This is a genomic window from Oryzibacter oryziterrae (assembly GCF_021864535.1).
In the GTDB taxonomy this organism is placed as follows: Bacteria; Pseudomonadota; Alphaproteobacteria; order Rhizobiales; family Pleomorphomonadaceae; genus Pleomorphomonas; species Pleomorphomonas oryziterrae.
This window is the reverse complement of the sequence record NZ_JAKJIC010000017.1, coordinates 37,715-60,731: the sequence shown is the minus strand read 5'-3', so window position 1 is coordinate 60,731 and position 23,017 is coordinate 37,715. Positions and strand designations below refer to the sequence as shown.

Here is a 23,017-nt window from a genome sequence, read left to right as displayed (position 1 = left end):
CATGCGCCTTCATGTGGTCAACCCCAATACCACCCGCGCGATGACCGACAAGATCGCGCTCGCCGCCCGCGCCATTGCCGGGACCGGCACGGAGATCGTCGCCAGCCAGCCCGAGTTCGGGCCGGTGTCCATCGAGGGTTATTATGACGAGGCCTTCGCGGTGCCGGGCATGCTGATGGCCCTGCGCGAGGCGGACAGTCAGGGCGTCGACGGCCATATCATCGCCTGTTTCGACGACACCGGCCTCGATGCGGCCCGCTCGGTGGCCCGCGCGCCGGTGATCGGCATCGGTGAGGCGGCCTTTCACATGGCCACCCTGGTGGCAAGCCGCTTTTCGGTGGTGACGACGCTGGCGCTCTCCATCGTGCCGATCGAGCACAATCTGATGCGCTATGGCCTCGCAAGCCGCTGCGCCCGCGTGCGCGCTGCCGGCGTGCCGGTGCTGGCGCTGGAACAGCGCAACGCGGAGGCCTGCGGCCGCATCTCCGACGAAATCCGCCGCGCCATCGCCGAGGATCAGGCCGAGGCCATCGTGCTCGGCTGCGCCGGCATGGCCGATCTCGCCGGCGAGCTTTCCGCCGAACACGGCCTGCCGGTGATCGACGGCGTGGCTGCGGCGGTGGGGCTGATGGAGAGCCTGGTCCGGCTCGGCCTCAGGACGTCGAAGCTCGGCGCCTGGCGGACGCCGCCGGTCAAACCCTACGCGGGGATATTCTCAGACTTTGCCGTGGGTTGAGCGGGCGAGCAGGGCTTCGGCGGTCGCCTCGTCGGTGATGAGACCGTTGACCAGCGGCCGCGTCACCGCGGCGTGGATGGCGTCCACCTTGGCAGCGCCGACGGCGACGGCAACGCAGAGACGATCGGTGAGATCGGGCAGCGGCGCACTCATCACGCGGGCGTTGGTGAGCCCCTCGATCAGCTCGCCCTTGCGGTCGAACGTCCAGCCGGTGATCTCGCCGACGGCGCCGGCCGCGCGCAGGGCCTTGAGGTCGGCGGTGGACAGGAATCCGTCCTGCAGCAGCGGCGCGTTGTCGCCGAGACCGGCGATGCCGACGAACAGGGTGCCCGCCTGAGCGATGCGCGCCATGTTGGCCACCACCAACGGCTGGCCGACCAGCGCGTCGCGCTCCTCGACCGACGAGGCGATCACCGGCACCGGGAAGGGATAGCTGCGCGCCTTGGTCTTGTCGGCGATGTTGAAGATCACGGAGAAATAGGCGGCGGCGCCGTCGGGCGCGATGTTGCCGGTCATCGAGACGACGGTGTGCTGCGGGCAGTCCATGGCGGGCATCTGGTCGACCGCTGCCTTCAGCGTGCGGCCCATGCCGATTCCGAGCGTAACCGGATCGGGGCTCCGCAAATGCCGTTCGAGATGCGCGGCCGCTGCGTGGGCTACGCCGAACAGGGCGCCGGGATGATCGGGATCGGTGGGCACCACCTCGGCAAGCCTCAAGCCGAACCGGCGTTCCATCTCCGCGCCAAGCTCCAGGCAGCGGGCGATGGGGTGATCGAGTTCGAAGCGGATCAGCCGTTCGGAGATGGCCAGCGCCACGAGCCGCTGCGCGCTCTGGCGCGATACGCCGAGCTTGCGGGCGATCTCGTCCTGGGTATTGCCGGCGATGTAATAGAGCCAGCCGGCGCGCGCGGCGTCTTCGAGCCTCTGACTGTCGCCTCCGTCCCGCTCTCGCGCCATGCCCCTCGCTCCCCGCGCGAGCGCCGCCGACCGGGGCGCGCCGCCGGCCCAGAGATAGCCCGGTCGGGCGGAGTGTCAAGAGAGGCGGAGGCGGCTCACGCCCCGAGCGGTCCCAGGAGATAGGCCGGCGCCTTCACGTCGATGCCGATGATGGCGAGTCCGGCGGCGAAGGCGCTTTCGAGGGCGTCGCGCATGGCGAGGCGGGCGGCGGCGGCGGCATCGGAATCGCGGGCCAGCAGGCCGGCGAAATCGGCGGGGATGGCGACGCGGTCCGAGGGGTCGGCCGCGTCATCGCGAGCCCCGGCGCGGCAGGCGGCCACGCGCGCACTGTCGAGGCGCCAGTCGGCCAGGAGCCGGTCGGAGGCGGTGCCGGCGTTGATGCCGCCCATCTTGCCATAGTAGTCGCGGTGATAGACCGAGGCCGTGGCGCCGAGCCGGCCGATGTTGAGGGCGGCATTGGGCAGGCGCAGCGGATCGAAGGTCCAGCGCACATGGGTGATGCCGCGCTTGAGACACCAGTCTGCCTGGTACCATTTGAGCGCCGCGCCGAGGCCGAGGCCGCGCGCGTCCGGGTGCACGGCGAGGCGGTGCGAATGCTGCACGCCCGGCGTCACCGTCGGGAAGCCGAAGACATAGCCGAGGAGACGGTGTTCGTCGAAGGCGCCGGCCACCAGCCCGCCCTCCTCCTGCACCACCATCATGAGATCGCCGGGATCGATGAGATCGTCGGCGCCCCACACCTGCCGCTGCAGGTCCTCGACGGCATGGAACTCGGCCATGCCCCGGAGATCGCGCAGGACGATGCTCATGCCGAGAAACTCCGGACCGAGAGCGTCACCGTTTCGAGAAAGTCGCGGTCGAGATGCACGCCGATGCCCGGCCCCTGCGGCACCGGCATGCGGCCGTCCGCCGTCTCCAGCTTCTCGACGATGATGTCGCGGGTAAAATAGCGGCTGGCCGAGGAGGTGTCGCCGGGCTTGGCGAAGTTGGGCAGCGTCGACAGGTGGATGTTGTGGGCGCGCCCGACGCCCGATTCCAGCATGCCGCCGCACCAGACGGGAACGTCATGGGCGGCGCAGAGATCGTGGATGCGGATCGCCTCGGCAAAGCCGCCGACGCGGCCGACCTTGATGTTGACGACGCGCGTGGCGTCGCAGGCGAGCGCCCGGCGGGCGTGGCCCACATGACGGATCGCCTCGTCGAGGCAGATCGGCGTGGCGATGGAGGCCTGCAGCGCGGCGTGATCGTGCAGATCGTCATAGGCGAGCGGCTGTTCGATATATTCAAGGCCGAAGGCGTCGAGCCGGGCGAGCAGCGCGCGATCGGACAGGCGATAGGCGCAATTGGCGTCCACCGACAGCTTGATCGAGGGGAAGGCGGCGCGCACCGCGGCCACCAGCTCCACGTCATGGCCGGGCATGATCTTGAGCTTGATGCGCTTGTAGCCCTGCGCCACATGGGCGCGCACACGCTCGATTGTGCCCTCGATCGGGCCGATGCCGAGCGAAACGCCCACGTCCACCGCGTCGCCCGAACCGCCGAGCACGGTCTTGAGCGGCAGGTCGAGCCATTTGGCCCACAGGTCCCAGAAGGCCATCTCCACGGTGGCGAGCGCCATGCGATTGCCGCGCCAGGGGCTCAAGACCCGTTCGAGCGCCGCCGGGTTCTCGAAGGACTTGCCGATGATCTGAGGCAGGATGGTGTCGCCGATCAGCGCCATGGCGCCGGGGATCGCCTCTTCGAGGAAGTCGGGCAGCGGGTCCATCACCCCTTCGGCGTAGCCTTCGAGACCGCCGGCGCAGAGCGTCAGCAGCGGGAAGACCTTGTCGGTCATGGTCCCCGTGGAAATGGTGAAGGGCGTGATCAGCGGCAGGCGGACCAGGCGCAACTCGGCACGTTCGAGCACGGGAAAGCTACGGGTCATGGTGCTAGGTCTCTCCTCCGCGACACCGCCGCAGAGATGGTCTGATACCCATCGCGCAACGGGACCGTCAGCCCCGCACCGGGGCTGCCCTGGCCCGACGCTACGGTATTGCAAGTTTATTTGCAATATTGACGGTCTGCAATATTCCTGTCAGAAATATACCGTAGACGGGAGGCGGACGGGTGAAACGCAACGGCCACGCATCGGAAGCCAAGGGAGCAGGCGACCTGCTCAGGCGCCGGATCGACAGCAATCTTGCAAGCCCCACGCGGACCGAGACCGCCATTGCCAGCTATTTCGTCAATGAAATCGCGACCTTGCCCTTCGAGACTGCCGGATCGGTGGCAACCAAGATCGGCGTATCCGAGGCCTCGGTCGGCCGCTTCTGCCGCGCCATCGGCTTTCGCCACTTCAAGGAGCTGAAGGCGTCGCTGCGCGACGATTTCGGCGACCGCGCCTGGCTGATCGGCGATCGCCTGCGCGAGTTTGCCGTGCGCAGCCAGACCGACAAGACCGAGCAGGCGCTGGCGCTGGAAAAGGAAATCGCCGCGGTCGTTGCCAATCACGAACTGGCGGCAACGCCGATCTTTCGCGTGGTGGCCCGGCGCCTGGCCTTGAGTGCGCGCGTCTTCGTGGCGGGCTTTCAGACCGAGCGCGGCCACGCCCAGTTTCTTGCCAACGGCCTCGGCTATCTCAGGCCCGGCGTGCGGCTGCTCGACACGTCCGACGGCCATTTCGCCGAGGTGCTGGTGGATGCGCCGCAGGAATCCTGCCTGGTGCTGATCGACGGCCGCCGCTATTCGCGCCTGACCCGGCAGCTGGCGCTGGCGGCCCGCGCGGCGGGCGTACCGGTGACGCTGATCACCGATCCCTATTGCGACTGGGCCTATGAGGCGGCCGACGAAGTGCTGGTGGTGCAGACCGATCTCAACCAGTTCTGGGACGCCACCTCGGCCATGTCGAGCCTCGCCGGGCTGCTGATCAACGCCGTGTTCAACGAACTCGGTCCGGAAGTGGAGGCGCGCATGACCGCCGTCTCCGCCCTCTATGCCGACTTCATCGGCCACACGCCCGCCCCCGGCGACCGGGGACCGGAGAAGGCGGCTGGCCCCGCCCGCGCAAGTTCCAAAGCCCGCCGCAGAGCGGGTGTCATGAGTAAATAAGACCACCAGAGGAGATCAACATGTTCAAAGGCTGCAAAAGCGCCCTGATGGCCAGTGCCATCGGCGTTTCCTTTCTGATGACCCTGCCCTCCGCCATGGCCAAGGAGGCGATCTTCGCCCTTCCGGCGCCGGAAGTGGGCGTGCCCGCCTATAACCCGATCACCGGCGTCAACACCAACTCAGCCAACGGCCTCATCTATGACAAGCTGATCGAGCGCGCCGTCGATCAGACCTATCACGGCCATCTCGCCGAGAGCTGGGAAGAGGCGCCGGACGGCATGAGCTGGACCTTCCACCTGCGCAAGGGCGTGAAGTTCCACAATGGCGATGCCTTCAACGCGCAGACCATCAAGGACTGGATCCCGCTCTACAAGGGCACCGAGAGCGAATACATGGTCGCCTCGATCGCCTCGGTTGAAGTGGTGGACGACTATACCGTCAAGTTCGTGATGAAGACGCCGGACCCGAACCTGCTCTATAACTTCTCCTCGTCCTTCCTGTCGGTCGTCGACCCCAAGGTGTTCAAGGAACTGGGCGCCGACTATGGCGTGACGGAAGCGGTGGGCACCGGCCCCTACAAGCTCGAAAGCTTCACCGTCGGCCAGGAAACCGTGCTGACGCGCAACGACGATTACACCTGGGGCACCGATCTCTCCGCGAACCGCGGCCCGGCCAAGATCGACAAGCTGACCTTCCGCGAGATCCCCGAGGATTCCACCGCCTTCCTCGAGCTGAAGACCGGCGGCGTCGACATGCTCCTGTCGGTGTCGACCGACTATCTGCCGGAAATCAAGGCGCAGGCCGATCTCGGCCTGATCTCCCGGCCCGGCACTGACCTCAGCTACTTCGTGATGAACGTCACCAAGGAGCCCTTCACCGACATCCGCGTGCGCGAAGCGGCGGCCAAGGCGATCAACCAGGCGGAGATCCTTTCCTCCATCTATGGCGGCGTCGGTTCGACGGCGGATACCTTCCTGATCTCCTCGCTGCCCGAGTCCAAGGTGAAGCCCGAATACAAGATCGCCTATGATCCGGAGAAGGCGGGCAAGCTGCTCGACGAAGCCGGTTGGGTGAAGGGCGCCGACGGCATCCGCGTCAAGGACGGCAAGCCGCTTGCCATCGCACTGTGGACCCAGTCGGACAGCGCCTTCCGCCGTCTGACCGAAGTGGTGCAGGCCGAGCTGAAGGCCGTGGGCTTCGACGCCACCATCACCACCTTCGACAGCTCGATGATCCGCGACGAATACAAGAAGGATGTGCATCAGGCCGCCGTCCGCTCCTACGAGTGGGACAACGCCGACATCATCGACTGGTTCTTCGGCGGCGATCGCCTGGGCTATCCCAACATCTCCATGTTCAACGATCCCAAGGCCGAAGCGCTGCGCGCCAAGGCGATGACCGGATCGAAGAACTCCGAGGAGCGCACGGCCAACTTCCTCGCCTATCATGAGTATGTGCTGTCGCAGTTCCCCTTCTCGCCGATCTACCAGCCGCTGGACCTCAGCGCCTACAACAAGACCAAGCTGGTGCTGCCGGACGAGAAGGCCGTGCCGTATTTCTCGTCGCTGATCCTGGATCTCGACACCAAGGAATGAACGGCGGCGGACACTTGCCGTTGAAATGAGGCGCGTCGGCTTTCCTTCTCCCCTTGTGGGAGAAGGTGGCCGGCAGGCCGGATGGGGGGGCGCCAGCGACCACGGTCGAGCTGCCTCCCCGCTCACCCGGACGCTTCGCATCCACCCTTTCCCACAAGGGGAGAAGGGTCTGCGCGCCACCTCCATCGCATCCGCGCGGCCATGAAGCCGGGATGGACCATGTTCACCTATGTCCTCAAACGACTGCTGACGCTCGTCCCGGTCTTTCTGGCCGTGTCCTTCGTCATCTTCATGATCCTGCACCTGATCCCCGGCAACCCCGTGGACAATCTGCTGCGCGTCGGCTCCTCGCCGGACATGCGGGCGGAGATCGAGGCCAAATACGGGCTCGATCGTCCGTTGCTGGTGCAATATGTGATCTGGCTGTTCCACGTGCTGCAGGGCGACCTCGGCACCGCCATCGTGGCGCGCCGCCCGGTGGCGACCATCATCGGCGGCGCCCTGCCCTATTCGCTTCAGCTCGGCGGCGCGGCGCTGCTGTTTTCCTCGACGCTCGGCATTTTGCTCGGCATCGTCGCAGCCTGGTTCCGCGACCGCTGGCCCGATCAGGCGATCATGGGCGGCGTGCTGCTCGGCTCCACCTTGCCGAGCTTCTGGATGGGCCTGCTGTTCATCCTGTTCTTCGCCGTCTGGCTCGGCTGGTTTCCGGTGTCGGGCGTGCGCGGCTGGCAAAGCCTCGTGTTACCGGTGCTGACCATCGGTTTCGGCGGCACGGCGCTGGTTACCCGCGTCACCCGCGTCGCCATGGTGGACGCCGGCGGGCGCGACTTCGTGCTGCTGCTGCACGCCAAGGGCCTGTCGCCGCTCAGGATCGCGCTCGGCCATGTGCTGCGCGTGGCGCTGCTGCCGGTGGTGACCATCCTGAGCCTTCGCATCGGCTGGATCCTCGGCGGCGCCGTCACGGTGGAGGTGGTGTTCGCCCGCCCCGGCCTCGGCACCACGCTGATCAAGGCCTTGAGCCAGCATGACTATCCCGTGGTGCAGGCCTGCCTGCTGATGCTCTCCGTCGCCGTCATGCTCGGCACGCTGATCGGCGACGTGCTGCAGGCGCTGCTCGACCCCCGCATGAGGCACGGCCACAGATGATCGACCGCAGCCTGTCCGTTCTGAAAGTCGCGCTCGGCAGCTTCAAGGGCCGGGTGGCCGCCGCCTGGCTGCTCGTCGTGATCGTCGCCGCCGTGTTCGCGCCGTTGCTGACGCCCTATGCCTATGACCTGCAGACGCTGTCGCAAGCTTTCCAGCCGCCGTCGGCCAGCCACTGGCTCGGCACCGACGAGTTCGGCCGCGATCTCATGACCCGCCTCATGTATGGCGCGCGCACCTCGCTGTCGGTGTCGGTGGTGGCCATCGGCCTGTCGGTCAGCCTCGGGCTGGTCTTCGGCGCCATCGCCGGCTATTTCGGCGGCCGCGTCGACCGGGCGATCACCGTGGTGGTAGACCTCACCTGGTCCTTCCCGGAAATCCTGCTGGCGCTGATCCTCGTCGCCATCATCGGCCCGGGCGTCACCGGCACGCTGCTGGCCATCGGCGTCGCCTATCTGGCGCAGTTCACCCGCCTCGCCCGCGGGCAGATCATGTCGCTGCGCTCGGAGACCTTCGTGGAGGCGGCCCGCTCCTTGGGCGCCTCCGACAGCTTCATCCTCGCCCACCACCTCATCCCCAACACGCTGGCGCCGGTGCTGGTGACGGCCATGCTCGCCACCGGCGACGCCATCATCCTCGAGGCGACGCTGGGCTTCTTCGGCCTCGGCGCCCAGCCGCCGACGCCGAGCTGGGGCGGCATGATGTCGTCGGGCACGGCGCAGCTGTTCCGCGCGCCGGGCATCATCCTGTTCCCCGGCCTTGCCGTGGCGCTGACCGTGATCGCCATCAACATCTTCGGCGACGCGCTGGTGGCCGCCATGGACGTGCGCTCGCGCGAAAGGAAGGCCTGAGATGCTGCTCGGCGTCGACACACTTTCGGTGAGCATCGGCGGCGCCATGCCGCTCGAAGGCATCCGCTTCGACATCAGGAAGGGCGAGATCGTCGGCATCGTCGGCGAGAGCGGCTCGGGCAAGTCGCTGACGGCGCTGGCGATCACCGGCCTGCTGCCGCTGATCGGCGGCCGCGTCTCGGCCGGCAGCATTTCCTTCGAGGGCACCGACCTTACCAAACTCAGCCCGCGGGAGCGGCGAGCCTACAACGGCCGGCGCATCGGCTTCATCACCCAGAACCCGATGACGGCGCTCGATCCGCTGCAGCGCATCGGCGAGCAGGTGGACGTGGTGTCGCGCCTGCATCTCGGCCTGCCGCCGCATGCGGCGCGGGCAAGGACCGTCGAGCTGTTCCGCCAGATGCGCATTGCCGCGCCGGAGGCGATCGCGGAAGCCTATCCGCACCAGCTCTCCGGCGGCATGAAGCAGCGCGTCGTCATCGCCATGGCGCTGGCCGGCGAACCGGACCTGATCGTCGCCGACGAGCCCACCACCGCGCTCGACGTCACCGTGCAGGCGCAGATCATCCACCTGCTCGCCGAGGAGGTGCGCAACCGCCACATCGCGCTGATGATGATCACCCATGACATGTCCATCGTCGCCCAGCTGTGCGACCGGGTGGCCGTGCTCTATGCCGGGCGGGTCGCGGAGGTGAGCGACGTGCGGGCGCTGTTTGCCCATCCCGCCCACCCCTATACGCGGGCGCTGATCGACTGCATCCCCCGGCCCGACATGGCGCGCGGCGCGCTCACCGGGATCCCCGGCGCGGTGCCGGCCGTCGCCGACTATCCCTCCGGCTGCCGCTTCCATCCGCGCTGCCCGCGCGCCACCGACCTGTGCCGCACGCAGGTGCCGGCGCTTGTCACCGACGGCCGCGACAGCCACGCCTGCCATCACAGCTTGAGAGACACCCATGGCTGATCCGCTGATCACCCTCGACGGGGTAACGCGCCGCTTCGACATGCCGCGCCGCTTCGGTCAGCCGGCCCTGTCCATGCTGGCGGTCGACGGCGTGTCGGTGCGCATTGCCCGCGGCGAAGTGGTGGGCGTCGTAGGCGAATCGGGCTGCGGCAAGTCCACGCTGGCCCGCCTGGTGCTGCGGTTGATCGAACCGTCAGCCGGCACGGTGACCTTCGACGGCACCGACCTCACGGACCTCTCCGCCGACAAGATGCGCCTTGCCCGCCGGCGCATGTCCATGGTGTTCCAGGACCCCTATTCCAGCCTCGACCCGCGCTACACGCTGGAAGACGTGCTGTCCGAGCCCTTCCGCGCCCAGGGCCTCAAGGTGCCGCCGGGCCGCATCGACGAACTGCTCACCGCCGTCGGCCTGTCGAACCGCCTTGCCCATGCCTATCCGCACCAGCTGTCCGGTGGCCAGCGGCAGCGCGTCGGCATCGCCCGGGCGCTGGCGCTGTCGCCCGAGTTCATGGTGCTCGACGAGCCCACCGCCTCGCTTGACGTGTCGATCCAGGCGCAGATCATCGACCTGCTCTTGCGCCTCGCCGGCGAGCGATCGCTGACCTATCTGTTCATCTCGCACGACCTCGGGCTCGTCTCCTATTTCTGCGACCGCATCCTGGTGATGTATTTCGGCCGCATCGTCGAGGTGCTGCCGGGGCCGAAGGCCGTCCCGCGCCATCCCTATACGCGGGCGCTGATGGACAGTTCCTTCGTGCCCGATCCGGCGGCGCGGCGGACATTGGTGCCGATCACCGGCGAACCGCCCTCGGTGCACACCCCTCCCCCCGGCTGCGCCTTTGCCGCCCGCTGCATCAGGGCGAGCGACAGCTGCCGCACCACCCGCCCTCCGCTGGCCGAGACGCCCGACGGGGCTGCCGTCGCCTGCCATCATCCCATTGCCTGAGGTCCACATGTCCTTTCACGTGCTGAGCGCCGAATTCATCCACGAGAGCAACACCTTCAAGCGCGGTCGCACCACGCTGCGCGACTTTGCGGCGGCGGTGCTGCTCGACGGCGAGGCGGCCATCGCCGCCCTCGGCCACGGCAATACGGAGGTCGCCGGCTTCCTCGACGCGGCGAGGACGCATGGCTGGGAGATGAACCACGTCATCTCCGCCCACGCCTATCCCGGCGCTCCGGTGGCGCGCGAGGCCTTCGACCATATCGCGGCCAGGATCATCGACGCCGCCAGGGCACGGCCCTATGACGGCATCCTGCTCGGCCTGCACGGCTCCATGGTGCCCGAGTTCACCGATGACGGCGAAGGCGAGCTGCTCGCCCGCCTGCGCGCCGCCATCGGCCGCGACATTCCCATCGCCGTGACGCTCGACCTGCATGCCATGGTGTCGCCCGCCATGGTGGAGCTGGCCGACATCTTCGTCTCCTACAAGACCTATCCGCATGTGGACATGCGCCTTGCCGGCCAGCACGCCGGCCGCCTGCTTGACGCCGCCATGGCCGGCGCCGTCAAGCCGCGCACGGTGCGCGCCCATCGGCCCATGCTGGAAGAGGTCAACAGCGGCCGCACCGACGTGGCGCAGACGGCAGCCCTCTATGACGCGGCCGCCGCCCATGAGCACGAGGCGGGCATTCTCGCCGTTTCCATCAACGCCGGCTTTGCCGAGGCCGACACCAGCATCCTCGGGCCCACCGTGCTCGTCACCTATGACGAGGCGGTCAAGGGCGCGGCCGCGCGGGCCGGCGAGATCACCGAGGCCATTGCCGATCGCATCTGGCAGGGGCGCAAGAGCAAGGCGAACCTGTTCCTCTCCGTCGAGGATGCGGCGCTGCTGGCCAAGGCGCACAAGCCCGTCAACGGGCCGCTCATCATCGCCGACTATGCCGACAATCCCGGTGCCGGTGCCTATGGCGACGCGACCGCCCTCACCGCCGCCCTGCTGGCGGCCGATGTGGAGGATGCGGTGGTGGCGCCGATGATCGACCCCGAAGCCGCCGCGGAACTGCATCGCCACAAGGTTGGCGACCGCGTCCGCCTCGCCATCGGCGGCAAGCAGGATCCGAGCTTCGGCGGCGGACCTCTGGAGCTCGAAGGCGAGATCCTCTGCCTGTCCGACGGTCGCTATATCGGCAACGGCCCGATCCTCAACGGCCTTGAAAGCTGCCTCGGGCCGACGGCGGTGTTCCGCGTCGGCGGCGTCGACATTCTGGTGACCACGGAATCCGAGCAGGCCATCGACCAGATGCAGCTCGTCACCTTCGGCATCGAGCCTTCGGCCCGCCGGGTGCTGGCGCTGAAGTCCATGCAGCATTTCCGCGCCGCCTTCGAGCCGATCGCCGATCTGGTGGTGGTCTGCGACAGCGGCGCGCTGGCAACCCCACAGGCAACCAAGCGCCCCTATGTGAAGGCGCAGCGGCCGATCTTCCCGCTCGATCCCGACATGGAGCTGTGACGTCACACGCTTCGTGTCCAGGGTGATCGGTCATCCCTGGTCATCTCGTTGTGGATCCCTCTCTCCCCCGCAAGGGGGGAGGGGACGAGGTTGGGAACGTGGGCTAGAGTAATTCCCGCGAACCGGTTCCCACTTTCGCTGGAATTGCTCTAGCGTTTTCCGATCAAATGGAATCATTTGATCGACAAGAAGTCGTTCCAAAATCAATAGTTAGAGCACCAGTCCTTCACCGACGCAGCCCTTACTGAGGCCGCGGCGGGCCGACGGATTCGCGCACCACGAGATCGGGCACCAGCAGGATCTCCGTCTCGGCGCCCTCGGTGTTGGCGAGCAGATCGAACAGCAGCGTCATCGCCTTCTTGCCGATGGCCGAGCGCGGCTGGCGGATGGTGGTGAGCGGCGGCGACAGGAAGCCGGCCTGCGGCACGTCGTCGAAGCCGGTGACCGAGAAGTCGGCCGGCACGGAATAGCCGCGCGCCGACAGGCCGGTGATGACGCCGACGGCGGTCAGATCGTTCACGCACATCATGGCGGTGGGCAGCGTGTCGCGCATGAACAGCTGTTCGAGCGCCAGCCGGCCGCTTTCCACCGTGCCGTCGCCGTCGAGAATGATGCGCTGGCTCTCGGGCACGCCGGCCGCGTCCATCCCCTCGCTGTAGCCCTGACGCCGGCGGCGGCTCGCCAGACGATTGCGTGCGTCGCCGATGAAGGCGATGCGGCGATGGCCCTGCGACAGCAGGAGGTCGACCGCCTTGCGCGCGCCGGCCACGTCGTCGACGCCCACATAGGGGATGCCGCCGTTGAACACCGGCTCGAACACGCCCACGGAGGGCGGCAGGTTGGCCACCATGTCCTGATGGCCATAGGGCAACACGCCGGTGAACAGGATCAGCCCGGCGGCCTGGTTGGAATTGATGAACTTCAGATATTCAAGGCCGAGCTGGGCGTCGTTCTGGGTATGGCCGATCAGGATGCCATAGCCGCGCGCCCGCGCCTCGTTCTCGAGCCCGACCAGGATGGACGAGAAATTGGGATCGCCGATGTCGGGCGCGATCACCAGGATCATGTTGGACCGGCCGAGCCGGAGGTTCCGCGCCAGCGCATTGGTGGTGTAGCCGGTGATGGCGATGGCCTGGTTGACCTTCTGCCGTGTCGACTTGGCAACCTTCTCCGGGCTGTGAATCGCCCTGGAGACCGTGGCGATCGACACTTCGGCCAGACGCGCCACGTCTTCGATGGTTGCAGAGTTGGGATTGGACACGTTCAGCTGCCTCGGAACCGCTTTTGCTGCGACACTACACAGACTTACGCTGCGATCAATCATTTGAGCCGTGAAAACCAATTTCCCCAAATGTAAACCTTTACATCGCCAATGTAAAGGTTTACATAAGGCTTGGCGGACGGGAGACCGCCGGGGGGAATGCAATGAGTTCGCTCAATATCGTGAGCGAGGACGATGTCCTCGTGGCGCGACGCATCTCGAAGTTTTTCAGCGGCGTCCAGGTGCTGTTCAGTGTCAACTTCGACCTGCGCGCCGGCGAGATCCACGCCCTGGTCGGCGAGAATGGCGCGGGCAAATCCACCTTCGTCAAGGTGATGTCCGGCTTCGAACAGCCCGACAGCGGCGAAATCCTCTATGACGGCAAGCCGATCCGCCTGCCCGCCAATGGCGCGGCGGAAGCGCTCGGCATCGTCATCATCCACCAGGAATTCAATCTCGCCGACCATCTGACGGTCAGCGAAAGCCTGTTTCTCGGTCGCGAGATCACCCGCTTCGGCGTGCTCGACCGCAAGCGCATGCGCGCCGAGACGCGCGCGGTGCTCGACAGCCTCAGTTCCTCCATCGACGAGGACGCGCTGATCGGCTCGCTCACCGTCGCCGACAAGCAGATGGTGGAGATCGCCAAGGCCATCTCCAAGGAGGCACGCGTCATCTTCATGGATGAGCCGACGGCCGTGCTGAGCCAGGAGGAATCGCGCGTGCTGTTCGAGCAGGTGCGCCGCCTGCGCGACCGCGGCACCAGCTTCGTCTTCGTCTCGCACAAGCTCAACGAGGTGCTGGAGTATACCGACCGCGTCACCGTGCTGCGCGACGGCCAATGGGTGAAGACCGCCCCCACGTCGCAGCTCGACGCCGAATCCATCGCCCAGCTGATGGTGGGGCGCGAGTTGTCGAGCCTCTATCCCACCAAGGAAGAGCCCGACGTGGACGAGGAGATCGTGCTGTCGGCGACAGGCATTTCGACGCCCTTCGTACGCGACGCTTCCTTCGAGGTGCGCAAGGGCGAGATCATCGGCTTTTCCGGCCTGATCGGCTCGGGCCGCACCGAACTGATGGAGGCCGTGGCGGGCTTGCGGGCGCGCCTGTCGGGCACCGTCCGCGTCAAGGGCGAAGTGCTCGCCCCCCATGACGTGCACGCCGCCAACCGGGCGGGGCTTGCCTATCTCACCAAGGATCGCAAGGCCAAGGGCCTGCTGCTCGGCTCGCGCATGGCGGTGAATCTCACGCTGCAATCGCTCGCCCGCCATTGCCGGCACGGCTATCTCGACCAGGCCAGCGAGGCAGCGGCACTGGCCCGCGCCCAGCGGCGTTTCGACATCCGCGTGCGCGACGCCCGCGTGGTGGCCGGTCGCATGTCCGGCGGCAACCAGCAGAAGCTGATGCTGGCCAAGGTGATGGAGACCGAGCCGGACATCATCATCATCGACGAGCCGACGCGCGGCATCGATGTGGGCACCAAGCAGCAGATCTACCATTTCATCGCCGCGCTCGCCCGCGACGGCAAGTCGATCGTCATCGTCTCCTCGGAGATGCAGGAGATCATCGGCATGTGCACCCGCGTGGCCGTGATGCGCGAGGGGGTGATCACCGGCTGGCTCGAGGGCGAGGAGATCAACGAGCAGGAAATCATGCGCTATTCGGCCGGCCTCAAGACAATGGCCAGCTGACAGGACCCGGCGCGCCCCGGGGCCGATTCCGCCCCAAGGAGAAGCGCGCAGGAAAGATGGGGAGGTTGGGCGTGACCCAAGAGGCAAGGAAAACCGGCGAGCGGCCCGGCCGCACGCGCATCGGCATCGACGTGGACATGCGGGCCATCGCGCCCTTCGTGGCGCTGGCGCTGCTGCTGCTGCTCGGCATGTTCGTCAACCAGAACTTCATCGGCCTCAACAATCTGGCCAATGTGGCGACGCGCAGCGCCTTCGTGGCGATCATCGCCGTCGGCGCCACCTTCGTCATCTCCTCGGGCGACCTCGACCTGTCGGTCGGCTCCATGCTGGCCTTCGTCGCCTCGCTGATGATCCTGTTCCTCAACAATCCGCTGATCGCCGACCCCACCTTGCGCCTCCTGGCCGCCGTCGCCTTCGCGCTGGTGGTCGGCGCGCTCTGCGGCCTGTTCAACGGGCTGGTAACCACGGTGGGGCGGATCGAGCCCTTCATCGCCACGCTCGGCACCATGGGCATCTATCGCGGCCTCACCACCTGGCTGTCGCAGGGCGGCGCCATCACGCTGAAATCCTCCGACATCCAGACGCTCTATGCGCCGGCCTATTTCGGCTCCTTCCTCGGCCTGCCGATCCCGATCGTGGTGATCCTGGTGGTCACCGCCATCGCCGCCTTCGTGCTCTACCGCACCCGCTACGGCCGGCATGTGGTGGCCGTCGGCTCCAACCGCGATGTGGCGCGCTATTCGGGCATATCAGTCGATCGGGTGCGCGTGATCGCCTTCGTCATCCAGGGCCTCTGCGTGGCCGTGGCGGTGCTGCTCTACGTGCCGCGCCTCGGCTCCACTTCGGCCACCACCGGCATCCTGTGGGAGCTGCAGGCGATCACCGCCGTGGTGGTCGGCGGCACGGCGCTCAAGGGCGGCGCCGGGCGCGTGTGGGGCACCATCTGCGGCGCCTTCATCCTCGAGCTGGTCGGCAACATCATGCTGCTGTCCAACTTCATCAGCGAATATCTGATCGGCACCATCCAGGGCTCGATCATCATCATTGCCATGCTCGTGCAGCGCTCGCTGACACGCAAGGCGTGAGCAAATCCGGCTTGGAGGCGGCCGGAATTGAAGGGCCTCGAAGCGAAAAACAACATAGGGAGCGAACCATGCTGAAGAAGCTGACCGGAGCGGCACTCCTTGCCCTCCTCATGTCGACGACCGCCTTTGCCGGCGACACCAAGGTGATCGGCGTTTCCATCCCCGCCGCCGACCATGGCTGGACCGCAGGCGTGGTCTATCACGCCGAGCGCGTCGCCGCCGAGATCCAGAAGGCCCATCCGGACGCCAAGATCATCGTCAAGACGTCGCCGGATGCCGCCGCCCAGGCCAACGCCATCCAGGATCTGGCCGTGCAGGGCCTCGACGCGCTGGTGATCCTGCCGACCGATCCCGATCCGCTGGTCAACGCCATCAAGCAGGTGAAGGCCGCCGGCACTTTCGTGGCGCTGGTCGACCGCGCCCCGAGCGTGAACGACAACACCGTGCGCGACCTTTATGTGGCCGGCAACAATCCGGCGCTCGGCGAGGTGGCCGGCCAGTATATCAAGGAGCATTCGCCCGACGCCGAAGTAGTGGTGGTGCGCGGCATGCCGATCCCCATCGACCAGCAGCGCCAGGACGGCTTCGACCGCGGCATCGCCGGCTCCAACGTCAAGATCCTTGACCGCCAGTTCGGCAACTGGAACCGCGACGACGCCTTCAAGGTGATGCAGGACTTCCTGACCAAATATCCCAAGATCGACGTGGTCTGGTGCCAGGATGACGACATGGCCGTCGGCGTGCTGCAGGCCATCGAACAGTCCAAGCGCACCGACATCCAGTATGTGATTGCCGGCGCCGGCTCCAAGGACATGATCAAGAAGGTCATGGACGGCGACAAGATGATCCCGGTCGACGTGCTCTATCCGCCGGCGATGGTGGGCACCGCCCTCGAGATGACCGCGGCTTCGCTGTTCGACCACGTGCCGGCGCGCGGCGTCTACACGCTCGACGCCACGCTGGTGACGCCGGAAAACGCCAAGGACTTCTACTTCCCCGACTCGCCGTTCTGACGGGTTGCCACGCGTTGCCTTCTCCCCGTGGGGGAGAAGGTGCCCGGCAGGGCCGATGAGGGGTGTCGATGCCGGCGGTTGACGTCGCGCTGGCCCCCCTCACCCGGCAGCTTCGCTGCCACCCTCGTCCACTGGAGCACCCGCCGATCAGGTTGAAACAACCTGATCGGAAAGCGGTTGCTCAAAGTCTTGAATCTGGAGCGAGGGTTGTGTCGTGCCCTGTCACGAAACCATCGTCTTGGCCGCCTGCCCTTTGCCTTGCGGACGGTCTTGCCTCAAGGAGTCTTTCCATGAAGACGATCAAGGGTCCCGGCCTGTTTCTGGCGCAGTTTGCCGGCGACGCGGCGCCGTTCAACAGCTGGGCGTCGATCACGAAATGGGCCGCCGACTGCGGCTATCTCGGCGTGCAGATCCCGACCTGGGACGGTCGCCTGTTGGATCTCGACAAGGCGGCGGCCTCCAAGGCCTATTGCGACGACATCGCCGGCGTGGCCCGCGAGAATGGCGTCGTCGTCACCGAACTGTCGACCCATCTGCAGGGCCAGCTGGTGGCGGTCCATCCCGCCTATGACGAAGCCTTTGACGGCTTTGCGGTGCCTCAGGTGCGCGGCAATCCGGCGGCGCGGCAGGCCTGGGCGGTCGATCAGGTGAAGAAGGCGATCACCGCCTCGCGCCATTTCGGCTGCAATGCCATGGTGACCTTCTCCGGCGCGCTCTGCTGGCCCTTCGTCTATCCCTGGCCGCAGCGGCCGTCCGGTCTCGTCGAGACGGCTTTTGCGGAACTCGCCAGGCGCTGGCGGCCGATCCTCGACCATGCCGAGAGCCAGGGCGTCGACGTCTGCTACGAGATCCATCCCGGCGAAGATCTGCATGACGGTGTGAGCTTCGAGCGCTTCCTTGCCGCCGTCGGCAATCACGCGCGGGCCAACATGCTCTACGATCCCTCGCACTATGTGCTGCAATGCCTTGATTATCTTGACAATATCGACATCTACCACGATCGCATCAAGATGTTCCACGTCAAGGATGCCGAGTTCAACCCCACGGGCCGGCAGGGCGTCTATGGCGGTTATGAGAGCTGGGTGAACCGGGCCGGCCGCTTCCGGTCGCTGGGCGACGGGCAGATCGACTTCGGGGCGATCTTCTCCAGGCTGACCGCCCATGGCTTCGAGGGCTGGGCGGTCGTCGAGTGGGAATGCTGCCTCAAGCATCCCGAGGACGGCGCGCGCGAGGGCGCGGCCTTCGTCAAGGATCACATTATCAGGGTTACCGAAAAGGCCTTCGACGACTTCGCCGGTGGCGGCAGTGACGAGGCGGCCAACCGTCGCCTGCTCGGGATTTGATGTCGCCGGTCATTGAAAATGACTGCGATGTTCCGCTTTCGGATTTCTCATGCCTTTGATGCAAATGAGAAATCCGAAATGGCTTCAAGGCGCCGATGCGCAAGCATCCTGGCGAATTGACAAGAGGAGATTCGATCATGGCCATCGAAGGAACCACAGAACAGCGGCAACCCCGCATCCGCCTCGGCATGGTTGGCGGCGGTTCCGGCGCCTTCATCGGCGCCGTGCACCGCATCGCGGCCCGGCTCGACGATCACTATGAACTGGTGGCCGGCGCGCTGGCCTCGACGCCCGAGCGCGCGCGCCAGTCGGGCGCCGAACTCGGGCTCGATCCGGCTCGCATCTACGACGATTACAAGGCCATGGCCGTCCGCGAGGCCCGCCTCAAGGACGGCATCGAAGCGGTGGCCATCGTCGCGCCCAATCACGTGCACTATCCGGCCGCCGTCGAGTTCCTGCGCCGCGGCATCCACGTGATCTGCGACAAGCCGCTGACCTCGACGCTGGCCGACGCGCGCAAGCTGGTGGCGGCGGTGCAGAAATCCAGCGCGCTCTTCGTACTGACGCACAACTACACCGGCTATCCCATGGTGCGGCAGGCGGCCGACATGGTGGCGAGCGGCGAGCTGGGCGAAATACGCCTCGTCCAGATGGAATATATCCAGGACTGGCTGACGGAGGCCGTCGAGCTCACAGGCCAGAAGCAGGCGGAATGGCGCACCGATCCGGCCCGCTCCGGTGCCGGCGGTTCGACCGGCGACATCGGCACCCACGCCTATAATCTCGGCTCGTTCATCTCCGGACTGGAGCTCGAAGAACTGTCCGCCGACGTCCACACCTTCGTGCCCGGACGCAAGCTCGACGACAATGCCCATGTGATGATGCGCTTCAAGGGCGGCGCCAAGGGCACGCTGTGGTGCTCCCAGGTGGCGGTCGGCAACGAGAACGGCCTCAAGGTGCGCATCTACGGCACCAAGGCCGGCCTCGAATGGTCGCAGATGGACCCCAATTATCTGTGGTTCACCAAGCTCGGTCAGCCGCGCCAGCTGATCACCCGCGCCGGCTCCGGCGCCAATGCCGCCGCGGCCCGTGTGACGCGCACCCCCTCGGGCCATCCGGAGGGCTATCTTGAGGGCTTCGCCAATATCTACAGCGAAGCAGCCCGCGCCATCCAGGCCCGGCGCCAGGGCGTGCCGGTCGATCCGGCCGTGCTCTACCCGACAGTGGGCGATGGCCTCAAAGGCGTACAATTCGTCGCCGCCTGCATCGCCTCCTCGCAGCGCAACGGCGCCTGGATCAAGGCGTGAGCCTTGACGAGGCGGGGCAGCCGGTCTCGGCCGCCCCGTCTGGTCCACCGGCGGACTGGACGTCGTCCACCGCTCACCGCGCGCGGCGGGTCAGCTTTCCGGCATCGGGAACAGCGTGGTCAGCACGTCGCGCATGGTGATGCGGCCGATGGGCTTGCCGGCGGTATCGACCACGGTCAGCGCGTCCGCCTGATGGGCGCGCAGCGCCCGCGCCGCTTCCTCGACGGTCACGTCGCCGGCAATGGTCGGTAGACCGGCCGCCGCGTCGGGGGAGAGCGCCGTCATGGCCGAGGCCGTGCGCACCACGCGGCCGCGGTTCACTTGCCTGACGAAGTTGGCCACATAGTCGTCTGCGGGATTGAGGACGATGTCCTGGCTGGTGCCGTGCTGCACCACTTCGCCGTCGCGCAGGATGGCGATCTGGTCGCCGAGGCGCAAAGCTTCGTCGAGGTCGTGGGTGATGAAGACGATGGTCTTGCGCACTTCCTTCTGGATATCGAGCAGCACCGTCTGCATGTCGACGCGGATCAGCGGGTCGAGCGCCGAATAGGCCTCGTCCATCAACAGGATGGGCGCGTCGTTGGTCAGCGCGCGGGCAAGGCCGACGCGCTGCTGCATGCCGCCGGACAGCTGGTTGGGATAGCGCTTTTCAAAGCCCTTGAGGCCGACGCGTTCGATCCAGCGCATGGCAGCATCCACCTGGCGGGCGCGCGGGACGCCCTGGATCTCCAGGCCGTAGACGGTGTTGTCGAGCACGGTGCGGTGCGGCAGCAGCGCGAATTTCTGGAACACCATCGCCGTCTTGTGCCGGCGAAAATCCCGCAACTCGTCGGGAGCCATGGTCACCACGTCCTGGTCCCCGACCAGGATCTCGCCGAAGGACGGGTCGATCAGCCGGTTGATGTGGCGGATCAGCGTCGACTTGCCCGAACCCGACAGGCCCATGATCACATGGATGCCGCCGGCCGGCATCTCGATGTTGATGTTGCGCAAGCCCAGCACGTGGTGGTGCTTTTCGTTGAGTTCGGCCTTGCTCATGCCCGCCTTGATGGCGGCGATGTGGCGCTCGGGATAGGGGCCGAAGATCTTGTAGAGATTGCGGATCCGGACGCCGAAGGCGGCGTGTGCGTCCTCAGCCATGGACGACCTCCCGATGCTTCTGCAGGCGCAGGCCGTAGGCTTGGCTGACGCGGTCGAAGATGACGGCGATGCCGACAATGGCGAAGCCGTTGAACATGCCGAGCGTGAAATACTGGTTGGCGATCGCCTTCAGCACCGGCTGGCCGAGGCCCTGCACGCCGATCATGGCGGCGACGACGACCATGGCCAGCGTCATCATGATGGTCTGGTTGATGCCGGCCATGATGTTGGGCATGGCGAGCGGCAGTTGCACCTTCAGGAGCTTCTGGCCAGAGGAGGAGCCGAAGGCGTCGGCAGCCTCCAGCACGTCGCGATCGACGAGGCGGATGCCAAGGTCGGTCATGCGGATCATCGGCGGCAGGGCGTAGATCACCACGGCGATCAGGCCCGGCACCTTGCCGATGCCGAGCAGCATGACCACCGGGATCAGATAGACGAAGCTCGGCATGGTCTGCATGATGTCGAGCACCGGATTGATCAGCCGGCGCAGGCGCTCGGAGCGCGACAGCGCGATGCCGATCGGCAGGCCGATCACCACGGCGATGATGGTGCTGACGAAGATCATCGAAACGGTCTTCATCGTGTCGGTCCACATGCCGAGGAAGCCGATGACGAACAGGATGGCGAAGGTTCCAGCCACCACCTTCCAGCTGCGGCTGGCGATCCAGGCGGTTCCGAGCAGCAGCAGCAGGATCAGCGGCCACGGCGTGTCGGTCATGAAGTGTTCGCAGAAGTTCAGGAACAGCTGCAAGGGGTAGAACAGCGTCTCGATCAGGTCGCCGTAGGCGCGGGTGAAGGCGCGGAAACTCTCGTCGATCGACTTCTTGGTCGCGGTCAGGATCGCGTCATCGAGATGAGGAAAGGTGAACAGCCAGTCCATGGAAGGCCCTTCGCATGGCGGGAGAGGGGCGAACGGTCGCCTGTCCGCGATCCATCGCGACCTCTCGCCTGGGTCAGCCGGAAGACGCCGGACCGTTCTGCAACGCTCCGGCGTCGGAGGGGGATCGGTGGCGGTGATCGGGGGCAACGCCTGGCCCACTGGACGGGTTGGCCCTGGGGCCAGTCCAGCGGGATGGGATGACCCCGGACAGCCGATCAGAGGGAGGCCTTGATCTTTTCGGCCGCCTCGGGCGAGACCCACTTGGTCCAGATGTCGGCGTTTTCCTTCAGGAAGTGCTTGGCGCCGTCCTCGCCGGTCGCCTGGTTGTCGGTCATCCAGGCCATCAGCTTGTTGACGGTGTCATTGCCCCAGGAACGCTTGCCCAGATAGGCCATGACATCCGGGCCGGCCTTGTCGGCGAAGCCCTTGGTGACCAGCGTCGAGACGTGGTCCATCGGCCAGTCGTTCTTCTTCGGGTCAGGGCAGTCGGCAACGGTGTTGCAACGCTTCCACTCGGCGGCATCGGCGGGCACGCCATGGCCGAGCTTGACCATCTCGTATTTGCCGAGCAGCGCGGTCGGCGCCCAATAGTAGCCGACCCAGCCTTCCTTGCGCTCATAAGCCTTGGCAATCGACCCGTCGAGGCCGGCGGACGAGCCGCTGTCGACCAGATTGAAGCCGGCCGCTTCGGCGCCATAGGCCTTGTAGAGCTGCGCCGTGACGACGGTGCCGCCCCAGCCCTGCGGACCGTTGGTGATGGCGCCCTTGGAGCTGTCTTCCGGATCGGGGAACAGCTCGGGATGCTTCAGCACGTCGTCGATGGTCTTGATGTCGGGGTGCGCGTCGACGATGTATTTGGGCACCCACCAGCCCTGCACGCCGCCGTCCGACAGCGCATCGACGGTCTTGACCAGCTTGCCTTCGGCGATGCCGCGGTTGACCACTTCCGGCAGCAGGTCGACCCAGCCCTCGGGGGCGATGTCCGGCTGGCCCTTTTCGACCATGGAGGTGATGGTCGGAACGGTGTCGCCGATGGTCACCTCGGCCTTGCAGCCATAGCCGGTTTCGAGAATGATCTTGTCGAGAGCCGACAGCACTTCGGCGCTCTGCCAGTTCATGGAGGCGATGGTGACATCGCCGCAGGCCTGGGCCGCCTGCAGACCGGCTATGGTCGACAGCATGGTTCCGGCCAACAGAAGCATGGATTTCATGGTCTTGGTTCCCCTTTTGTCGAGTTGAGCGCTTCTCTCCGCAGCGTCCGGATGGCGCCTCGATCCGGACCGGAGACCCTGATGACGGTCGGAGGCGCAAGACTTCGGCGTCTCCCCGAGCGACATGTGTGCGCAGTCCGTGGGCAGGTGGCCCCTGGAGCCGTGGTGCCCGCTATCCCCCTCGATCGCCGGCTGACGACGTCGCAAGGCTCTTGAGGCGGCTTGTCAGCCTCCGGTCCTGCGAACGTGCCAGCACCGACGTCGGATTTCCCCGGGACGGAATGGACTGCTTCCGAGTGAGTATTT

General features: G+C 66.5%; 20 protein-coding genes. 13 read left to right on the top strand and 7 right to left on the bottom strand.

Features of this window, described 5'->3' with window-relative positions:
• The first annotated feature begins 1 nt into the window (after position 1).
• Positions 2 to 736, top strand: a complete 735-nt coding sequence (locus L2I41_RS16895) for an aspartate/glutamate racemase family protein (RefSeq protein WP_237154754.1) — start codon at positions 2 to 4, stop codon at positions 734 to 736.
• On the opposite strand, the gene L2I41_RS16890 is transcribed toward L2I41_RS16895, so the two are convergent.
• The 3 genes from L2I41_RS16890 to menC all read right to left on the bottom strand — a co-directional run bounded on the left by L2I41_RS16890 (position 716) and on the right by menC (position 3,617).
• Positions 716 to 1,693, bottom strand: a complete 978-nt coding sequence (locus L2I41_RS16890; protein WP_237154753.1) for a sugar-binding transcriptional regulator — start codon at positions 1,691 to 1,693, stop codon at positions 716 to 718. The two genes, L2I41_RS16895 and L2I41_RS16890, sit on opposite strands and share 21 nt — an antisense overlap.
• A gap of 95 nt (positions 1,694 to 1,788) precedes the next feature.
• Complete coding sequence (locus tag L2I41_RS16885) at positions 1,789 to 2,502, bottom strand: GNAT family N-acetyltransferase (RefSeq protein ID WP_237154752.1); 714 nt, start codon at positions 2,500 to 2,502, stop codon at positions 1,789 to 1,791.
• Positions 2,499 to 3,617 carry an o-succinylbenzoate synthase gene (gene menC, locus L2I41_RS16880; protein WP_237154751.1) on the bottom strand — a complete coding sequence of 373 codons (1,119 nt, stop codon included), beginning with the start codon at positions 3,615 to 3,617 and terminating at the stop codon, positions 2,499 to 2,501. Before menC ends, L2I41_RS16885 begins: the two co-directional genes overlap by 4 nt.
• Positions 3,618 to 3,799: 182 nt before the next feature.
• On the opposite strand from menC, the gene L2I41_RS16875 reads away from it, so the two are divergent.
• From L2I41_RS16875 to L2I41_RS16845, 7 genes are all read left to right on the top strand, one after another.
• On the top strand, positions 3,800 to 4,780 hold the full coding sequence (locus L2I41_RS16875; protein WP_237154750.1) for a MurR/RpiR family transcriptional regulator: 981 nt from the start codon (positions 3,800 to 3,802) through the stop codon (positions 4,778 to 4,780).
• A 20-nt stretch (positions 4,781 to 4,800) separates the two neighbouring features.
• A complete protein-coding gene (locus L2I41_RS16870; RefSeq protein ID WP_237154749.1) occupies positions 4,801 to 6,375 on the top strand; it encodes an ABC transporter substrate-binding protein in 1,575 nt (524 codons plus the stop codon).
• A 219-nt stretch (positions 6,376 to 6,594) separates the two neighbouring features.
• Positions 6,595 to 7,521, top strand: a complete 927-nt coding sequence (locus L2I41_RS16865; protein WP_237154748.1) for an ABC transporter permease — start codon at positions 6,595 to 6,597, stop codon at positions 7,519 to 7,521.
• Positions 7,518 to 8,369: an ABC transporter permease gene (locus tag L2I41_RS16860; RefSeq protein WP_237154747.1), complete on the top strand. Its 852-nt coding sequence runs from the start codon at positions 7,518 to 7,520 to the stop codon at positions 8,367 to 8,369. The genes L2I41_RS16865 and L2I41_RS16860 overlap by 4 nt, the downstream gene beginning before the upstream one ends.
• Before the next feature lies 1 nt (position 8,370).
• A complete protein-coding gene (locus L2I41_RS16855; RefSeq protein WP_237154746.1) occupies positions 8,371 to 9,330 on the top strand; it encodes an ABC transporter ATP-binding protein in 960 nt (319 codons plus the stop codon).
• Positions 9,323 to 10,276: an ABC transporter ATP-binding protein gene (locus L2I41_RS16850; protein WP_237154745.1), complete on the top strand. Its 954-nt coding sequence runs from the start codon at positions 9,323 to 9,325 to the stop codon at positions 10,274 to 10,276. The genes L2I41_RS16855 and L2I41_RS16850 overlap by 8 nt, the downstream gene beginning before the upstream one ends.
• Positions 10,277 to 10,283: 7 nt before the next feature.
• Positions 10,284 to 11,783, top strand: a complete 1,500-nt coding sequence (locus L2I41_RS16845) for a M81 family metallopeptidase (protein WP_237154744.1) — start codon at positions 10,284 to 10,286, stop codon at positions 11,781 to 11,783.
• A gap of 241 nt (positions 11,784 to 12,024) precedes the next feature.
• Here the strand turns inward: L2I41_RS16845 and L2I41_RS16840 are convergent, their stop codons facing one another.
• Positions 12,025 to 13,044, bottom strand: a complete 1,020-nt coding sequence (locus L2I41_RS16840; RefSeq protein ID WP_237154743.1) for a LacI family DNA-binding transcriptional regulator — start codon at positions 13,042 to 13,044, stop codon at positions 12,025 to 12,027.
• A gap of 164 nt (positions 13,045 to 13,208) precedes the next feature.
• On the opposite strand from L2I41_RS16840, the gene L2I41_RS16835 reads away from it, so the two are divergent.
• The 5 genes from L2I41_RS16835 (at position 13,209) to L2I41_RS16815 (ending at position 19,480) form a co-directional block, all read left to right on the top strand.
• On the top strand, positions 13,209 to 14,732 hold the full coding sequence (locus L2I41_RS16835) for a sugar ABC transporter ATP-binding protein (RefSeq protein WP_237154742.1): 1,524 nt from the start codon (positions 13,209 to 13,211) through the stop codon (positions 14,730 to 14,732).
• Positions 14,733 to 14,869: 137 nt separating this feature from the next.
• Complete coding sequence (locus L2I41_RS16830; protein ID WP_237154782.1) at positions 14,870 to 15,817, top strand: ABC transporter permease; 948 nt, start codon at positions 14,870 to 14,872, stop codon at positions 15,815 to 15,817.
• A gap of 68 nt (positions 15,818 to 15,885) precedes the next feature.
• Entirely contained in the window at positions 15,886 to 16,830 is a 945-nt protein-coding gene (locus tag L2I41_RS16825) for a substrate-binding domain-containing protein (RefSeq protein WP_237154741.1), read from the top strand.
• Positions 16,831 to 17,120: 290 nt separating this feature from the next.
• On the top strand, positions 17,121 to 18,173 hold the full coding sequence (locus tag L2I41_RS16820; RefSeq protein ID WP_237154740.1) for a sugar phosphate isomerase/epimerase family protein: 1,053 nt from the start codon (positions 17,121 to 17,123) through the stop codon (positions 18,171 to 18,173).
• A 137-nt stretch (positions 18,174 to 18,310) separates the two neighbouring features.
• Positions 18,311 to 19,480, top strand: a complete 1,170-nt coding sequence (locus tag L2I41_RS16815) for a Gfo/Idh/MocA family protein (RefSeq protein WP_237154739.1) — start codon at positions 18,311 to 18,313, stop codon at positions 19,478 to 19,480.
• A gap of 90 nt (positions 19,481 to 19,570) precedes the next feature.
• Here the strand turns inward: L2I41_RS16815 and L2I41_RS16810 are convergent, their stop codons facing one another.
• The 3 genes from L2I41_RS16810 to L2I41_RS16800 form a co-directional block, all read right to left on the bottom strand.
• Complete coding sequence (locus L2I41_RS16810; RefSeq protein ID WP_237154738.1) at positions 19,571 to 20,620, bottom strand: quaternary amine ABC transporter ATP-binding protein; 1,050 nt, start codon at positions 20,618 to 20,620, stop codon at positions 19,571 to 19,573.
• Positions 20,613 to 21,500: an ABC transporter permease gene (locus L2I41_RS16805; protein ID WP_237154737.1), complete on the bottom strand. Its 888-nt coding sequence runs from the start codon at positions 21,498 to 21,500 to the stop codon at positions 20,613 to 20,615. The genes L2I41_RS16810 and L2I41_RS16805 overlap by 8 nt, the downstream gene beginning before the upstream one ends.
• A gap of 215 nt (positions 21,501 to 21,715) precedes the next feature.
• Positions 21,716 to 22,702 carry an ABC transporter substrate-binding protein gene (locus L2I41_RS16800; RefSeq protein WP_237154781.1) on the bottom strand — a complete coding sequence of 329 codons (987 nt, stop codon included), beginning with the start codon at positions 22,700 to 22,702 and terminating at the stop codon, positions 21,716 to 21,718.
• Positions 22,703 to 23,017: the final 315 nt, after the last annotated feature.

Bases quoted from the DNA above. Each gene is read 5' to 3' on its own strand.
- L2I41_RS16835 (WP_237154742.1), top strand. From the start codon at position 13,209: ATGAGTTCGCTCAATATCGTGAGCGAGGACGATGTCCTCGTGGCGCGA.
- L2I41_RS16830 (WP_237154782.1), top strand. From the start codon at position 14,870: ATGCGGGCCATCGCGCCCTTCGTGGCGCTGGCGCTGCTGCTGCTGCTC.
- L2I41_RS16845 (WP_237154744.1), top strand. From the start codon at position 10,284: ATGTCCTTTCACGTGCTGAGCGCCGAATTCATCCACGAGAGCAACACC.
- L2I41_RS16820 (WP_237154740.1), top strand. From the start codon at position 17,121: ATGAAGACGATCAAGGGTCCCGGCCTGTTTCTGGCGCAGTTTGCCGGC.
- L2I41_RS16870 (WP_237154749.1), top strand. From the start codon at position 4,801: ATGTTCAAAGGCTGCAAAAGCGCCCTGATGGCCAGTGCCATCGGCGTT.
- L2I41_RS16800 (WP_237154781.1), bottom strand. From the start codon at position 22,702: ATGCTTCTGTTGGCCGGAACCATGCTGTCGACCATAGCCGGTCTGCAG.
- L2I41_RS16890 (WP_237154753.1), bottom strand. From the start codon at position 1,693: ATGGCGCGAGAGCGGGACGGAGGCGACAGTCAGAGGCTCGAAGACGCC.
- L2I41_RS16885 (WP_237154752.1), bottom strand. From the start codon at position 2,502: ATGAGCATCGTCCTGCGCGATCTCCGGGGCATGGCCGAGTTCCATGCC.
- L2I41_RS16850 (WP_237154745.1), top strand. From the start codon at position 9,323: ATGGCTGATCCGCTGATCACCCTCGACGGGGTAACGCGCCGCTTCGAC.
- L2I41_RS16825 (WP_237154741.1), top strand. From the start codon at position 15,886: ATGCTGAAGAAGCTGACCGGAGCGGCACTCCTTGCCCTCCTCATGTCG.
- L2I41_RS16865 (WP_237154748.1), top strand. From the start codon at position 6,595: ATGTTCACCTATGTCCTCAAACGACTGCTGACGCTCGTCCCGGTCTTT.
- L2I41_RS16860 (WP_237154747.1), top strand. From the start codon at position 7,518: ATGATCGACCGCAGCCTGTCCGTTCTGAAAGTCGCGCTCGGCAGCTTC.
- L2I41_RS16805 (WP_237154737.1), bottom strand. From the start codon at position 21,500: ATGGACTGGCTGTTCACCTTTCCTCATCTCGATGACGCGATCCTGACC.
- L2I41_RS16855 (WP_237154746.1), top strand. From the start codon at position 8,371: ATGCTGCTCGGCGTCGACACACTTTCGGTGAGCATCGGCGGCGCCATG.
- L2I41_RS16895 (WP_237154754.1), top strand. From the start codon at position 2: ATGCGCCTTCATGTGGTCAACCCCAATACCACCCGCGCGATGACCGAC.
- L2I41_RS16815 (WP_237154739.1), top strand. From the start codon at position 18,311: ATGGCCATCGAAGGAACCACAGAACAGCGGCAACCCCGCATCCGCCTC.
- menC (WP_237154751.1), bottom strand. From the start codon at position 3,617: ATGACCCGTAGCTTTCCCGTGCTCGAACGTGCCGAGTTGCGCCTGGTC.
- L2I41_RS16810 (WP_237154738.1), bottom strand. From the start codon at position 20,620: ATGGCTGAGGACGCACACGCCGCCTTCGGCGTCCGGATCCGCAATCTC.